The organism is Azospirillum sp. 11R-A, from assembly GCF_049472615.1.
Lineage (GTDB): Bacteria > Pseudomonadota > Alphaproteobacteria > Azospirillales > Azospirillaceae > Azospirillum > Azospirillum palustre.
In genome coordinates this window covers 725,537-738,839 of record NZ_JBCEBL010000001.1, presented here as the reverse complement: position 1 = coordinate 738,839, position 13,303 = coordinate 725,537, and the positions used below count along the sequence as shown (strand labels likewise).

Here is a 13,303-nt window from a genome sequence, read left to right as displayed (position 1 = left end):
TTATGGGAGCGCCGCAGGCGGCAGGCCGGCTGGTGTCTGCTGGGTGCGCGAACTTTGTGCCCGGAGGGTGGAACCGCCGGGGGGATCGGTGGGTTCTTCCCTTGCGGGGAGTCGCGCTGCGGGCGCGGGACCGCCTGATCGGGGGGACATGCGATGATCGACGCCATCCGCACACGCCGGCACGCCGTTGCCGAAGCGCCGCCGCCGGGCGCTACAGGCGGTTCGGTCTCCATCGATTTCCAGCGGCTGGAGCGGCTCCGCCGCCTGACCCGGCTGATGGACACCCGCTGGCGCATTCCCTTCACCCGCATCCCCATCGGGCTGGACGGCATCGCCAGCGTGGTTCCGGTGGCCGGCGACACGGTGACGGCGTTCGTTTCCGCCTACATCATCATGGAGGCCGCCCGCTTCGACCTGCCGAAGACGCTGGTGGCCCGCATGGTCTTTAACGTGCTGCTGGATTGGGCGGGCGGGTCGGTCCCGGTGCTGGGCACCGTGTTCGACATCGCCTTCAAGGCCAACCGGATGAACCTGAACCTGCTGCACGAGCATCTGGAACGGCGTCTGGCCGCCGCCGCCGCGAAGCGCTGAAGCGGCAGCCGCCAAAAAGGCGGCTCTTTCCGATCTTGACGTGGATCAAGGCAGGGGTGGGGTGGCTGCGGCACTCTGTCGCTCATGAACGCCATCACCGCCCTGGCCGTTTCGCCGGCCCCCGCCAACCCGTCCCATTCCCATGGTGTCGCCCACGGTGTCGACGCCGCGCTGCTCGCCAAGTATGACGGGCTGCGGGTGCCGCGTTACACCAGCTACCCGACCGCGCCGCACTTCACGCCAGAGGTGAACGGCGACGTCTACGGTGGCTGGCTGGAGGCGATCGAGCCGTCCCGCTCGGGATCGCTCTACCTGCATGTCCCCTTCTGCCAGAAGATGTGCTGGTACTGCGGCTGCCACACCAAGATCGTCGCCCGCTACGAGCCGATCGCGGAGTATCTCGACCATATGCGGCGCGAGATCGCCATGGTGGCCGACCGCATTCCCGGCCGTCTGGCGGTGCGCCACATCCATTTCGGTGGCGGCACCCCGACCATGATGGCGCCCGACGATTTCGAGGCGATGATCGCGCTGCTGCTCAAACGCTTCGACGTCGCCGACGATGCCGAACTGGCGGTGGAGATTGATCCCCGCACCTTGACGGCGGAGATGGCGTCTGCGATGGGCCGCGCCGGGGTCAACCGCGCCTCGCTGGGCGTGCAGGATTTCGACGAGACGGTGCAGCAGGCGATCAACCGCGTCCAGCCGCGCGCCGTCACCGAGCAGGCGCTGGCCTGGCTGAAGGATTCCGGCATCGCCAGCGTCAACCTGGACCTGATGTACGGCCTGCCGCACCAGTCGGTGGAGAGCGTCGCCCGCTCCGCCGAGATCGCGCTGGAGATGGCGCCCGACCGGCTGTCGGTCTTCGGCTACGCCCATGTGCCGTGGATGAAGACCCACCAGAAGAAGATCGACGAGTCGGTTCTGGCCGGTTCGCTCGGCCGCTGGGAGCAGTTCGCCGCCATCGCCGACACGCTGTCGGCCGCCGGCTACAGCGCCATCGGTCTCGACCATTTCGCCCGTCCCGGCGACGAGCTGGCGGTGCAGCAGGAGGAAGGGCGGCTGGGCCGCAACTTCCAGGGCTACACCACCGACGATGCCGAGACTCTGCTGGGCTTCGGCTCCTCCTCCATCGGCGCGCTGCCGCAGGGCTACGTTCAGAACGCCGTGCCCTTCGACCATTACGCCACCGCCATCGAGGAGGGCCGCCTGCCCACCGGCAAGGGCATCGCGCTGACCCAGGACGACAAGGTGCGGCGCGACCTGATCATGCGGCTGATGTGCGACCTGTCGGTCGACACCGCCGCCATCGCCCGTGCCCACGGCTTGCCCGAGTCCGCCTTCGACGCGGAACTGGAGGGCATGGCCGATCTGGTCGCCGACGGCGTCGCGGTGGTGGACGGCCGGCGCATCCATGTGCCGGAGAGCGCCCGTCCGTTGATGCGCATCGTCGCCGCCCGCTTCGACACCCACCTGTCCAAGGGCGCCGGACGGCACAGCCGGGCGGTTTGACGGCAGTCGGAGAAAGTCGGGCAAAAGAAAAGGCGGCCGACGCCACCCGCCGACCGCCTTTCCCCGTGCCGCGCATCCGAACCCACAAGGCTACGCGGCAACCTCGTTGATGCCCTGCATCAATGTCCGCAGCATGTCGCCGCTGAGGCGGTTGGACGTGACGCCGCCTGTCTGCTGCTGCATGCCGCCATAGGCGGCCATCCGTTCCTGTTCCGACACATAGCCGTCCTTGTTGGTGTCCAGCGGGTCGTAGCCGGTCGTGCCGCCGGCTGCCGAGCTTGAAGACGCCGAGCTTGAAGCCGCGGAACTGGAGGATGCCGAACTGGAGGACGCGGTCGAGGACGTGCTGCCGCTGTCCGAAGCGCCGGAAGTTCCTGTGTCATTGGCGGGCGGGGGCGGCGGGCGGTTGGCGTCGGCCTGCTTCAGCGCGCTGCTCAACTCGTCCTGGGAAATCGACCCGTCCTCGTCGTTGTCGAGGCTGCTGAACATCGACGCGGCATCGGTGCTCGACTGGCCGGCGGAGGTCAGGACGGACGTCAGCTCGTCGGCACTGATGCCGCCGCTGCTGTCGCTGTCCAGGCTGGAATAGAGGTTCTGGGCGAACTGCTGCTGCATCGCGCTCGCCTGCTCCTGCGCCGCCAGCAGGGCGCTGCCGCTGCCATAGTCGAACTGGCTGGCGAAGGAACTGAACTCGGTCGTGTTGAGCGAGCCGTTGCTGTCGCTGTCCAGGCTGCCGATCAGGCCGTCGACGGCGGACGACAGCTTGCCGCTGTCGGAGGCAGCCGAGGTGCCGCCGAGCGCGCCCAGCAACTCGTCCTTGGACAGCGACGAGTCGCTGTTGGCGTCCGCCTTGGAGAAGAATTTCTGAAGCGTCGCTGTGCTGTTGGAACTGCCGAGGGAGGAGATCATGGCCGGATGCCCCCGTAAGGTGCCGTCGTGATGGTCAAGATACGCGGGGCGGCCTGGGACTCCTGCGCGCAACGGCGCCGGAAAAGATCGGATTTGAGATAATTCTTCAAGACCCGGAGGTGCGCCTCAAAAAGCGCATAGCGAATCCGGCTGCGCTGCGGTGGCGAAGAGGGGGCTGCCTCCTGTATGGTCGCGCCGAAGGTCCACAACCCACCCGTTTACCCTTTCCGTTCGTCCCGTTCCTGCAAAGCACCGTTCCATCTCAAGGTGAGCGATGATCCGGCGTCTGCGTACCCTTCCCTTGATGGTGGCCCTGGCCACGCTGATGGTTCCCGGCTGCATGCCGTACCAGCGGACCCCAAATCCGCCGACCGTGCGGACCGCGCCCGATACCGGAACCGGGCTTGAGCCGATCTATGGGGAGTGGCAGGTGGACAAGCCGACGCCGGCCTATGCCCAGCCGGCGGGCGGCTCGGGCGTCATCGCCACGCTTGGGTCGGGTCAGGCGGTCACCACGCTGGGCCGGGTGCGCAACAGCGACTGGGTTGCGGTGAAGGTCGGCGGCTCCACTGCCTATGTCCGGCTGCATCTGCTGAGCCTGAAGGGCAACACGCCGCGCGGCACCCGCGGCACCTCCACCACCCTGGCGAAGCCCGTCGACAATGCCGGCCCGACCATCAAGGCCGCCCCGCGCGGCAAGATCGGCGCGGCGCCAATCGCCAACTGATCCCAGCGACGGCTGACTTCAGGACAGGCGGCCCGAAAACAAGACAGGAGTCGCAGACTCCCCCTCGACGCGCGTTCATGATAGAACATATCAGGAACATATACCTGTCGAGCGGAGCCGAGTCATGCCTGTGCCGTTGTCCTCCCTCCCATCTGCGGATGCGGTGCCGCGCGACCGTGCCGGATTGCTGGCCGACCTGCGCGCACGCATCCGGCGGATCGAGGGAGCGGGCGGGGAAGGGGGGCGGACCCTGGCGTTCGGCATCGACTCGGTCGACGGCCATCTGCCCGACGGTGGGCTGCCGCTGGGCTGCCTGCATGCGGTGGCGGCGGAAGACCCGGGGGCGGGCACCGGATTCGCCGTGGCGCTGCTGGCCCGGCTGGCGACCCCGAAAAGGCCGGTGCTGTGGATCCTGCGCGGGCGCGACCTGTACGCCCCGGGACTGGCGGCCTACGGGCTGACGCCCGACCGGCTGGTCGCGGTGCGGGCGGTTCGGCCGGTCGATGCGCTGTGGGCGATGGAGGAGGCGCTGCGCTGCTCCACCCTGTCGGCGGTGCTGGGCGAGTTGGAAGGGCTGGACTTGACCGCCAGCCGGCGGCTGCAGCTTGCCGCCGAGTCGTCGGGGGTGACCGGCTTCCTGCTGGATGCGAGCGCCGGCGCATCGGACGGGCGTAACCGTCGGATGGCGGGCGGGCGGATGGTGGGCGAGCGGGCGGAAGGGCTCAGCGCCGCGGTGACCCGCTGGCGATTGGATGCCGTCCCCAGTCTGGATGAGGAGGGGGATGCGGCACCACGCCCGGCCGGAGGCCCGCCGGGGCTGGGAATGCCGCGCTGGTCGGTCATGCTGGAGCGCTGCCGTGGCGGGCGCCCAGGCAGCTGGACCCTCGCCTGGGACGGGCAGGGCTGGCACGACGTGGGGAAAGAGGATCGAAGCGGCCTTCGGCAGACCGCAGGACGCGAGTCGGGGCTATGGCCGGCCGGGCGGCCGATGTCCGACAACCGACAGGGTCGTTTGTCGGATCACCGCAAACCGGCCGTCGCCAGGCTGACTGCCGGTCAGTAGTCGGTCGCCCAGTCTGGCTCGCGGCGGCCGGGCTGCTCCGACCCGTCCGGCTCGGTCATCCAGCGCGGGTCATCCGCGTCCATCGGGGCGTAGAGCGGCAGCTGGCGGGCGAATTCCGCGCTGTCGGCATCGCGGCGCTGCTTCAGCAGGCGGTCGGCAAGGTGGGCGGGCAGCATGGCAGGTCTCCTTCTGAGCGCCGGATGGCACCGTGGATCAGCCTGACTAAGGCCGGTCCTGGCCCACCCGTCGTCCTGTTTGCCTGGATAATAACTACGCAAGTTCCAGGCCAGCTGTTAAGCGCGTCACACGAGTTCCATGACACACGACTAAGTCTCTACAAACGGTTTATACGAAGCCACTTGAACCCACATGAACAGGTATGACACGAGGGAGTCTTGATAGGGGATCTGTCGTATGCGCCGTGGCGGCCATCGCTCTTCGGTGAGCAGCGCCGTCCTCGGTGTGAGATGTGTTCCCTTCCGCGTCGTTCCAACCCATATTCGCGGCCAATCCCCTTCAAGGAATGCGTACCTCCCATGCACAGCGCCACCGCCCCCGAATCCTGCCCGACCTGCCTAAAGCCTAATCACCTGTGCATTTGTGAGGCAGTGCAGCCGATCGACAACGGCGTCTTCCTGCTGATCCTGCAGCATCCGCAGGAGAAGCGGGAAAATCTGGGCACCGCCCAGATCGCCCATCTGCAATTCGCCAATTCGATGGTGAAGGTCGGGCTGAGCTGGCCGGGCCTGAAGCGCATCCTGGGGCGGGAGGTCGATCCCAAGCGCTGGGGCGTGCTGTATCTCGGCCCGGTGAAGGATGGCGGCGCTCCGCGGCCGGAGGTGGGGGTGGTCGACAGGAATGGCCAGCCGCTGCGCGACAGTGCTGAGATCCTGGAGGATCTGGAGGGCGTCATCGTCCTGGACGGCACCTGGAGCCAGGCCAAGACCCTGTGGTGGCGCAATGCTTGGCTGCTGAAATGCCACCGCATCGTGCTGAACCCGCAGTTCCGCTCGCTCTATGGGCAGGCGCGCAAGGAGCCGCGGCGCGACAGCGTCTCCACCCTCGAAGCCGGCGCCTTCCTGCTGTCGCGGCTGGAGGGGGACCAGACCATCATGGATACCGCGCTGAAGCCCTTCTCGCTGCTGCTGAAGAAGTTGCGCACCCCCCGCCCGCGTCCGGCGCGTCCGACCGACGCCGATGCTCCGGCGGCTGTTTCCGACGACGAGGGGAATGAGGAGGCCTGACGCTCGTTCGCGCGGCTGCAACCAACCGGCGGCTGCGCCGTTGATGATGGGTGAGAGGGCCGGCGGCGTCCTGCCGCATCGCCCGTCATCAACGGAAGAAGGAGAGGGTACGTGCGAGGCATCCTGCTGTGGCTGGTCGGCATTCCGATCCCCGTCATCCTCCTGCTCTACCTGTTCAACATTCTTTGATCGGCCCGCATTCTTTGACCGGCCCGGCTTCGGCCGGGTTGACGGGGCCGCGGCGCCCGGTGCCAAATGCTGGCCGCAAATCCCTTCGATTTTCTTCCCCCGCAATCGAACGAGAGAATGATGGCCAGCGATTTCGTGCCTTTCGGCCTGACGGTCTGCGGTCTCAGCGAGCTTTGCAATTTCGGCGGCGGCAAGGTCAGCCATGTGCTGTCGATCCTCGACCCCGACATGACGGAGCCGAGCGAGTTCGGCGACTATGGCGAGCATGAACGGCTGGAGCTGCGTTTCCACGACGTCATCGAGCCGACCAAGGGCCAGATCGCGCCGGAACGGTCGGATGTGGAACGCATCCTGGCCTTCGGCCGCGACCTGCTGGCCGAACCGGTGGACTGCCGCCATTTGCTGGTCCACTGCCATGCCGGCGTATCGCGGTCCACCGCGGCGCTGACCATGATCCTGGCCCAGGCGCGCCCCGAGCTGCCGGCGGCCGACGCGGTGGGGGCGGTGGTCGCCATCCGGGCGCAGACTTGGCCCAACCTGCGCATGATCGAGTTTGCCGACGATAGTCTCGGCCGCAACGGCGACCTGATCGCCGCCGTGCGCCAGCGCCACCGCACGCTCGGCAAGCAGCGCCCGGAGCTGGTTCAGTTCATGATCGACAATGGCCGCATCCGCGAGGTCGAGGACCTGATCGACTGAGGGGACGGATGCGGCCCCTTAGTCTGTCCCTGCAACAGCCGGTCCTCAATAGCCTGCCGGCTGGCCGCCGAAGACGCCCTTCGCCCAGACGCCGATGCGGTGGCGCCACTGTTCGTGCCAGATATAGACGCCGCCCTTGACCCAGTTCATCTGGATCGCGCGGCGCTGGCCTTCGAAGGGATAATGGCCGTGCCAGGAGGTATCGCTGCGGCGGAAGCACATCAGCGTGCCTTCCTCCGGCGGGACCTCGGCGGCGTAATCCTCCAGGTTCTGGGAGCGCAGGATCCGCAGGCGGCCGCCGGTCGCCTCCCAGGGCGGGTTCATGTAGATCAGCACGGTGATGACCTTGCTGGCCGAATCCGGGTGGATCTTGCCGTCGGTCGGTCGGCACATGCCGCGCGCCGTGAACATGGTCGGGTACTTCGACAGATCCAGGTCGAACTTCTCGGAGAAGGCCTTGCAGACCTCCGGCCCCTTCAGTTCGGCGATCATGCGGTCGAAGCTCGGCCCCTGGGGGAAGACGCCCAGCGGGATCGAGCCGGGCTTGTCCACCTTGGGATAGTCGCGGTGCAGCTCTTCCAGATACTCCCGCTTCACGAAACCCGGAACGCACAGGAAATCATAGGGATCGTGCTGCAGGGGGGTAGCGCGGAACTTGTCCAGATCAAGCATGGACATGGGTACGAGACTCCCAAAGAGCGTGCCGACGGTGGCTTTGCCCCCTAAAACCGGCGTCACTTAAACACGGCGGAAGTTTTATGCAACAGGTTTGTCGGGGAAGCACAATTCTTGCCGTGCCCGCCATTCGGGGCCGACATAGTTCACGATGATCGATTTGCGCACCCCGTCGATCGAACGTTTCTCGAAGCCATGCCAAGTGTTGCTTCCGGGGATGAAGATCAGCCCCTCGTTGAAGGCGTAGGGCGCGCGGGCGACGACCGTCCGGCTCTCGTCCAGCACGTCGGTGCCCCAGTGCGAGCAGTTCGGCCCCTTCGAGAGATAGATCAGCATCGTGTATTTCTTGACGCCGATGTCGGTGTGCGGCTCCAGCCAGAAGCCGTCGGTGTCCTGGCAATATTCGATGCGCAGGCTGGTGCCGGTCAGGTCGACGTTGCAGGCCTTCTGGATCGCGTCCACCACCGGGCGGCTCTGGAAGGCCTGGGCCATCGTCTCGCACACCGCGTACTTGGCCCGGTTCTCCTCGCCGAAATAGGTGCGCGACGCGTTGTTGGTCTCGCGCTTGCCATAGGTGTCGGACACCGGGGGCGGTCCCCAGGGCAGATCGGCGATGGCGTCTGCGGACTCCTCCGGCAGTGCCTCGGACAGCAGCCAGTGATTGTAGGGCTGGTCGAACAGCCGGCTGTTTTCCAGGCAACGCAGGAAAGAGGCGGAAACGGCGTCGGGAGTGGTCATGGCGGCGGAAGTTCCGGATGGAAGGACGGCCCCGGACCGTGTTTGTCGGAACGGCCGGTTTGCCAGCGCTTATGGCATGGCCGGCGGCCGAACTCCGCAGCAAACCGGTCGTACCAGCGGGGTGCGCGCATTGGTCGCGCCGCACCCCGCCTTCCCGTCACGACAGGCCGAGGCGCCTGCGGTGGGCGGACAGGCGGCGGCGCACCTCCTCGGCCACCACCTCCGTCTCGTTCAGCGGTGCATAGTCCCAATGGTCCAGGGAGCCGTCGAAGGGCCGTGCGATGCCGTCCTGGTACAGACCGTCATGGAAGGCGCGGAACTTGGGCGATCCGCCCTCCAGTTCGATGACATAGACCGGCTTGCCGGTCGAGCAGGCCTCAGAAATCATCGACACGCTGTCGCAGGTCACCACCACGGCGTCGGCGAGGCCGAGATAGGCGAAGTAAGGATTCTCGCCGGTGCCGTCCCACACCTCCGCCGGCAGCCCGGACAGGCGGGCGCGCAGGATCGCCTCGTTGTCGGCGCCGGTGCGGCGCGACGGGGTGACCATAAGCCCGGCATCATGCGTGCTAGACAGGTTGGCCAGCCGTTCGGCCACATCGCCCATGATGGTGGGCGTCAAGCGGTAGACGCCGTTGTCGCCGCCGATCAGCACGGCGATGCGCGGGTGCGGCAGATGCGCCAGACGCGGGGCGAAGCGTTCGGCCGCGCCGGCCAGGATGGCGGGGGTCACCCGGTGCAGGGCGCCGCGGGTCACCAGCACGTTGTCAGCGCGCAGCTTGTCGTGGCGCGGCACGACGATCAGGTCGAAGTGACGCGGGTTCATCACCGGATCCTGGATCTGGACGGTGAAGGTCCGGCCGCCCGACTGCTGGCGCACCGCCAGCGAGACGGCGATGGACTGCCGCCCGGTGCCGATCAGCAGGTCGGGCCAGGGCGGCTCCACCGGATCGCCGTTGGGGCCGGCGGCGAATCGGTTGCCGATTCGCCAGTAGGGAGTCAGTTGGCGCCAGGGCGTGCGCAGATGCACGCGCTTGACGACCGGCGTCAGGCCAAGCGACTCCGCCAGACCGATGCACTGGTTTTCCATGCCGGCCTTGCCGTCCGACACAACCCAGCAGGTCAGAGGCGCACTGGTCAGAGGTTGCATGAGAACCCGGATCGTTGAAGCTTCGAAGGGAGGGAAGCCCCCGGGTGGGAGGGCTGCGGCGAAAAGACCGTTATCGGGGTTGCTCGCCCTTGCGGGGGTTTCCGTCTTGGCGTAGACACCATGCCCGTGTAATATCCTTTCTCCAAATCATCCCCGGAGCGACCGAGTAAACCATGCGGCGGGTCAAACTCGACCGAATTGACCGTCGGATTCTGCGCGATCTGCAGAACGACGGCCGGATGACCAACGTGGAGCTTGCCCGACGTGCCGGCATCTCCGCTCCGCCCTGCCTGCGCCGCGTCCGCGCGCTGGAGGAGGCGGGATTCATCCGTGGCTACCACGCCGACGTCAACCCCGATGCACTGGGGTTCGGCGTCACGGTGTTCGCCCAGGTCGGCCTCAGCAGCCAGGCCGAAGCGGACCTAAAGAAATTCGAGGAGCTCGTCAACAGCTGGCCGCTCGTGCGTGAGTGCAACATGCTGGCCGGCGAATATGATTTCGTCCTGAAGATCGTGGCGGAGGACTGGGACGACTACCAGCGCTTCCTGACGACCAAGCTGACGGCGGCGCCCAACGTCGCCCATGTGAAGTCGGCCCTGTCGATCCGCACCAGCAAGCATACCCCCGGCGTTCCCATCGACGTCGATTCGCCCGACATCCCGGAAGGGAACGAGGACGACGAGGACGAGGAATACGCCGAGGACGAGGCCCAGACGCCCGCCCGCGCCACCCGGCGCTGAGCGGGCCCAGCTCGCTCGACCCTGTCCGGTCTACAAGGAAGATGCGGCGAGTGCCTGGATCAGGCCCGCCGCCGCTCCCCCCGCCACCACCCAGTGGATGGCCACCCCCCGGCGGGTCAGCGCGTAAAGTGCTGTCAGCATGATTGCCCAGGCCCAGATCAGGCTGCCGGCCGTATGCTGCCCGTCCGGCAGCAGCACCGCCATTCCCAGATAGACGCCCAGGTTCAGGATCACCCCCACCACCGCCGCGGCGATGGCGGCCAGTGCCCCTGCGGCCAGGCGGTTGTGGATCAGCCGCTCCAGATAAGGGGCGCCGGCGAAGATGAACAGGAAGCAGGGCAGGAAGGTGACGTAGGTCGTCAGCGCTGCCCCCAGCGTTCCCGCAAGCGCCGGCGACAGCGCGCCCGGACGGTTCCAGCCGGCGAAGAAGCCGACATATTGCGTGACCAGGATCAGCGGCCCCGGCGTCGTCTCAGCCAGCGCCAGCCCGTCGATCATCTCCCGCGGGCTGAGCCAGCCATAGCTGTCCACCGCCTGTCCGGCGATGTAGGGCAGCACGGCATAGGCGCCGCCGAAGGTGATGAAGGCGGCTTTGGTGAACAGCGCCGCGATGCCGCGCCAGGGATCGGCGCCGAAGGTCAGCAGGACCGCCCCCACCGGCACCGCCCACAGAACCAAGCCCAGCACCAGCAGGGTCAGCAGCCGGCCGGCCTTCGGAGCGGGCTCCGCCGTCAGGTCGATGGCGGAACCGCCGTCGGAGCCATCGTCGCCCGCCGGATGCGGGTGGGCGAACCAGTGGCGGCCCGTGCGCGCCGCCACCCCGCCGATCACCGCCGCAACGCCGACCACCAGCGGGAAGGGCAGGTGCAACGCCGCCAGCGCCAGGAAGGCGGCACCGGCCAGGGCGACGGCGGCCGGCCCCTTCAGCGTGCGGCGCCCCAGGCGCCAGACCGCGGCGGCGATGATCGCCACCACCGCCGGCTTGATGCCGTCGAACAGCGCGCCGACCAGCCCGGTGTCGCCATGGGCGGCGGCGATCCAGGACAGGGCCAGCAGCACCAGCGCACCGGGCAGCACGAACAGCCCGCCCGCCACCAGCCCGCCGCGCCCACCATACATCCGCCAGCCAATGTAGGTGGCGAGCTGCTGCGCCTCCGGCCCCGGCAGCAGCATGCAGAAGTTCAGCGCATGCAGGAACCGGGTCTGGTCGATCCAGCGGCGGCGGTCGACCAGCTCGCTCTGCATCATCGCGATCTGTCCGGCCGGACCGCCGAAGCTGGTCAGCCCCAGCCGCAGCCAGTAGAGGCAGAAGGCACCGAAGGACGGGAGGGGGGAGGGGGAATCGCTCATCGTCCCGCAGCCTAACTCAAACGCGGCGGCAGGGCAGCTTTCGCCATCGGGTTGGAGAGTGGGTGGGCGGGTCCGCGGGGACAAATGCCGGGCGCCCATGGCCTTCCGCATCGCGGAGGTTTAATATTGCAACCGCGAGCGCCGCCGTCGGGGCAGGCGCCGGAGGTCGGGGACGCTGCAGAATGAAGGCTTCCACCCGCGGTCTTGCGGCTGTGTTGGGGGCGGTGCTGTATGCCGGTGCCGGGGGGATCGCGGCGGGCGTGATCGCGGTTGGGGGGCTGACCCTGTCGGCGGCGCCCGCGCAGGCCGCGGTCGGTGTCCATGCCGAGGAGATCGTGCGCTTTCCGTCCGTCGACGGGGATTTGACCGGCGGCACGCCGACGATGCTGAGCGGCCGGCTGCTGCGCCCGGCGGGCAACGGCCCGCACCCGGCGGTGGTGATGCTGCATGGCTGCGGCGGCCTCTATGCCCGCAACGGCCGGGTGTCGCCGCGCCATGTCTGGTGGGCCACCCACCTGCAGCGGCAAGGCTACGAGGTGCTGATGGTCGACAGTTTCGGTCCGCGCGATGTGGAGGAGGTCTGCACCACCGCGCTGAAGGACCGCACCGTCCGTGCCACGGTGGAGCGCAAGCGTGACGCCTGGGCGGCGCTGGCCTTCCTGCGCAAGCGGCCGGAGGTCGACCATGACCGCATCGGTCTGATCGGCTGGTCGCAGGGAGCGAGCACCGTGATGGTCGCTTATGGCGCCGGCGAGGATGGACCGGCCGGGACCGAGGAGGGCGGCTTCCGCGCCGCCGTCGCCTTCTACCCCGGCTGCAAGGCGGCGTTGAGCAAGGAGGACTGGCAGCCCGACGGCCCGCTGCTGCTGCTGGTCGGCGGCAAGGACGACTGGACGCCGCCGGAGAGCTGCGTCGAGCTGTCCGGGCGCGACGGGGTCAAGGGCAAGGTGGATCTGGTGGTCTATCCCGACGCCTATCACGGCTTCGACGCGCCGGACGCGCCGGTGCGCAAGCGCAAGGACCTCGCCACCGCTCCCGGCGGCACCGCCCATGTCGGCACGGACGAAGACGCCCGCTCGGACGCGATCCGGCGGGTGAACGACTTCTTCAGGGAAAAGCTTGGGGGATAAGGGGGCAACCGCCCTCTCCCGGGGTGGGAGAGGGCGGTTGAAACGTCAACGGAACTCGACCGAAACGATCTCGTACAGCTTGGAACCACCGGGGGTGGACACCTCGACGCTGTCGCCGACGGACTTGTTGATCAGGGCGCGGGCCAGCGGCGCCTGGATCGACAGGAGGCGGTTCTTGATGTCGCTCTCGTCCTGGCCGACGATCTGATAGGTCGTCTCCTCGTCCGTGTCCTGGTCGGCCAGGGTCACGGTCGCGCCGAACTTCACGGTGTTGCCGGTCAGCTTGGCCGGGTCGATGACCTCGGCACGGCTGATCTTGTCCTCCAACTCCAGCACGCGGCCTTCGATGAAGCTCTGACGTTCGCGCGCCGCGTGATACTCGGCGTTTTCCGAAAGGTCGCCATGTTCGCGGGCTTCCGCGATGGCTTTGATGACCGCCGGGCGTTCGGTGATCTTAAGGTGCTTCAATTCCTCCTGGAGGCGGTTGAAGCCCGCCGCTGTCATCGGAACTTTTTCCATGTTCGGTCCATCACCGCTTGCAGTCGTTCGACCTGTCCAAAGCGACATCAAGGACGAAGACGGCGCG

Annotated in this window: 15 protein-coding genes; 8 read left to right on the top strand and 7 right to left on the bottom strand. The window is 67.7% G+C overall.

Annotation, left to right across the window (positions count from 1 at the left end):
* Window positions 1–153 precede the first annotated feature (153 nt).
* Together VH569_RS03530 and hemN are read left to right on the top strand one after the other, a co-directional pair.
* Entirely contained in the window at window positions 154–591 is a 438-nt protein-coding gene (locus VH569_RS03530) for a DUF4112 domain-containing protein (protein WP_423314071.1), read from the top strand.
* Between the two features lie 84 nt (window positions 592–675).
* Entirely contained in the window at window positions 676–2,103 is a 1,428-nt protein-coding gene (hemN, locus tag VH569_RS03525; RefSeq protein WP_423314069.1) for an oxygen-independent coproporphyrinogen III oxidase, read from the top strand.
* A 90-nt stretch (window positions 2,104–2,193) separates the two neighbouring features.
* Here the strand turns inward: hemN and VH569_RS03520 are convergent, their stop codons facing one another.
* Window positions 2,194–3,012: an EF-hand domain-containing protein gene (locus tag VH569_RS03520; RefSeq protein WP_423314067.1), complete on the bottom strand. Its 819-nt coding sequence runs from the start codon at window positions 3,010–3,012 to the stop codon at window positions 2,194–2,196.
* A 274-nt stretch (window positions 3,013–3,286) separates the two neighbouring features.
* Between VH569_RS03520 and VH569_RS03515 the strand changes: the two genes are divergently transcribed.
* A complete protein-coding gene (locus tag VH569_RS03515) occupies window positions 3,287–3,739 on the top strand; it encodes an SH3 domain-containing protein (RefSeq protein WP_109048111.1) in 453 nt (150 codons plus the stop codon).
* Between the two features lie 124 nt (window positions 3,740–3,863).
* A complete protein-coding gene (locus VH569_RS03510) occupies window positions 3,864–4,802 on the top strand; it encodes an ImuA family protein (RefSeq protein WP_423314065.1) in 939 nt (312 codons plus the stop codon).
* Here VH569_RS03510 and VH569_RS03505 read toward each other — a convergent pair.
* Window positions 4,796–4,978, bottom strand: a complete 183-nt coding sequence (locus tag VH569_RS03505) for a hypothetical protein (protein WP_109048109.1) — start codon at window positions 4,976–4,978, stop codon at window positions 4,796–4,798. The two genes, VH569_RS03510 and VH569_RS03505, sit on opposite strands and share 7 nt — an antisense overlap.
* 360 nt (window positions 4,979–5,338) lie before the next feature.
* Between VH569_RS03505 and VH569_RS03500 the strand changes: the two genes are divergently transcribed.
* Window positions 5,339–6,046, top strand: a complete 708-nt coding sequence (locus VH569_RS03500; protein ID WP_423314062.1) for a tRNA-uridine aminocarboxypropyltransferase — start codon at window positions 5,339–5,341, stop codon at window positions 6,044–6,046.
* 306 nt (window positions 6,047–6,352) lie between these two features.
* Window positions 6,353–6,934 (top strand): tyrosine phosphatase family protein, encoded by a 582-nt coding sequence (locus tag VH569_RS03495; RefSeq protein ID WP_423314060.1) that lies wholly within the window; start codon window positions 6,353–6,355, stop codon window positions 6,932–6,934.
* Between the two features lie 45 nt (window positions 6,935–6,979).
* Here VH569_RS03495 and VH569_RS03490 read toward each other — a convergent pair whose 3' ends face one another.
* The 3 genes from VH569_RS03490 to VH569_RS03480 form a co-directional block, all read right to left on the bottom strand.
* A complete protein-coding gene (locus VH569_RS03490) occupies window positions 6,980–7,612 on the bottom strand; it encodes a 2OG-Fe(II) oxygenase (protein ID WP_423314058.1) in 633 nt (210 codons plus the stop codon).
* Window positions 7,613–7,690: 78 nt separating this feature from the next.
* Window positions 7,691–8,347: a 2OG-Fe(II) oxygenase gene (locus VH569_RS03485; RefSeq protein WP_423314056.1), complete on the bottom strand. Its 657-nt coding sequence runs from the start codon at window positions 8,345–8,347 to the stop codon at window positions 7,691–7,693.
* Window positions 8,348–8,504: 157 nt separating this feature from the next.
* On the bottom strand, window positions 8,505–9,497 hold the full coding sequence (locus tag VH569_RS03480; protein ID WP_423314054.1) for a mitochondrial fission ELM1 family protein: 993 nt from the start codon (window positions 9,495–9,497) through the stop codon (window positions 8,505–8,507).
* Window positions 9,498–9,670: 173 nt separating this feature from the next.
* Here VH569_RS03480 and VH569_RS03475 point away from each other — a divergent pair, with 173 nt between their 5' ends.
* Window positions 9,671–10,237, top strand: a complete 567-nt coding sequence (locus VH569_RS03475; RefSeq protein ID WP_376957630.1) for an Lrp/AsnC family transcriptional regulator — start codon at window positions 9,671–9,673, stop codon at window positions 10,235–10,237.
* 30 nt (window positions 10,238–10,267) lie between these two features.
* Here the strand turns inward: VH569_RS03475 and chrA are convergent, their stop codons facing one another.
* Window positions 10,268–11,587, bottom strand: coding sequence for a chromate efflux transporter (chrA, locus tag VH569_RS03470; RefSeq protein WP_423314052.1), 1,320 nt, complete (start codon window positions 11,585–11,587; stop codon window positions 10,268–10,270).
* Between the two features lie 182 nt (window positions 11,588–11,769).
* Between chrA and VH569_RS03465 the strand changes: the two genes are divergently transcribed.
* A complete protein-coding gene (locus tag VH569_RS03465; RefSeq protein WP_109051120.1) occupies window positions 11,770–12,717 on the top strand; it encodes a dienelactone hydrolase family protein in 948 nt (315 codons plus the stop codon).
* 45 nt (window positions 12,718–12,762) lie between these two features.
* Here VH569_RS03465 and greA read toward each other — a convergent pair whose 3' ends face one another.
* Entirely contained in the window at window positions 12,763–13,236 is a 474-nt protein-coding gene (greA, locus tag VH569_RS03460) for a transcription elongation factor GreA (RefSeq protein WP_063633617.1), read from the bottom strand.
* Window positions 13,237–13,303 lie beyond the last annotated feature (67 nt).

Bases quoted from the DNA above. Each gene is read 5' to 3' on its own strand.
- VH569_RS03530 (WP_423314071.1), top strand. From the start codon at position 154: ATGATCGACGCCATCCGCACACGCCGGCACGCCGTTGCCGAAGCGCCG.
- hemN (WP_423314069.1), top strand. From the start codon at position 676: ATGAACGCCATCACCGCCCTGGCCGTTTCGCCGGCCCCCGCCAACCCG.
- VH569_RS03520 (WP_423314067.1), bottom strand. From the start codon at position 3,012: ATGATCTCCTCCCTCGGCAGTTCCAACAGCACAGCGACGCTTCAGAAA.
- VH569_RS03515 (WP_109048111.1), top strand. From the start codon at position 3,287: ATGATCCGGCGTCTGCGTACCCTTCCCTTGATGGTGGCCCTGGCCACG.
- VH569_RS03510 (WP_423314065.1), top strand. From the start codon at position 3,864: ATGCCTGTGCCGTTGTCCTCCCTCCCATCTGCGGATGCGGTGCCGCGC.
- VH569_RS03505 (WP_109048109.1), bottom strand. From the start codon at position 4,978: ATGCTGCCCGCCCACCTTGCCGACCGCCTGCTGAAGCAGCGCCGCGAT.
- VH569_RS03500 (WP_423314062.1), top strand. From the start codon at position 5,339: ATGCACAGCGCCACCGCCCCCGAATCCTGCCCGACCTGCCTAAAGCCT.
- VH569_RS03495 (WP_423314060.1), top strand. From the start codon at position 6,353: ATGATGGCCAGCGATTTCGTGCCTTTCGGCCTGACGGTCTGCGGTCTC.
- VH569_RS03490 (WP_423314058.1), bottom strand. From the start codon at position 7,612: ATGTCCATGCTTGATCTGGACAAGTTCCGCGCTACCCCCCTGCAGCAC.
- VH569_RS03485 (WP_423314056.1), bottom strand. From the start codon at position 8,347: ATGACCACTCCCGACGCCGTTTCCGCCTCTTTCCTGCGTTGCCTGGAA.
- VH569_RS03480 (WP_423314054.1), bottom strand. From the start codon at position 9,497: ATGCAACCTCTGACCAGTGCGCCTCTGACCTGCTGGGTTGTGTCGGAC.
- VH569_RS03475 (WP_376957630.1), top strand. From the start codon at position 9,671: ATGCGGCGGGTCAAACTCGACCGAATTGACCGTCGGATTCTGCGCGAT.
- chrA (WP_423314052.1), bottom strand. From the start codon at position 11,587: ATGAGCGATTCCCCCTCCCCCCTCCCGTCCTTCGGTGCCTTCTGCCTC.
- VH569_RS03465 (WP_109051120.1), top strand. From the start codon at position 11,770: ATGAAGGCTTCCACCCGCGGTCTTGCGGCTGTGTTGGGGGCGGTGCTG.
- greA (WP_063633617.1), bottom strand. From the start codon at position 13,236: ATGGAAAAAGTTCCGATGACAGCGGCGGGCTTCAACCGCCTCCAGGAG.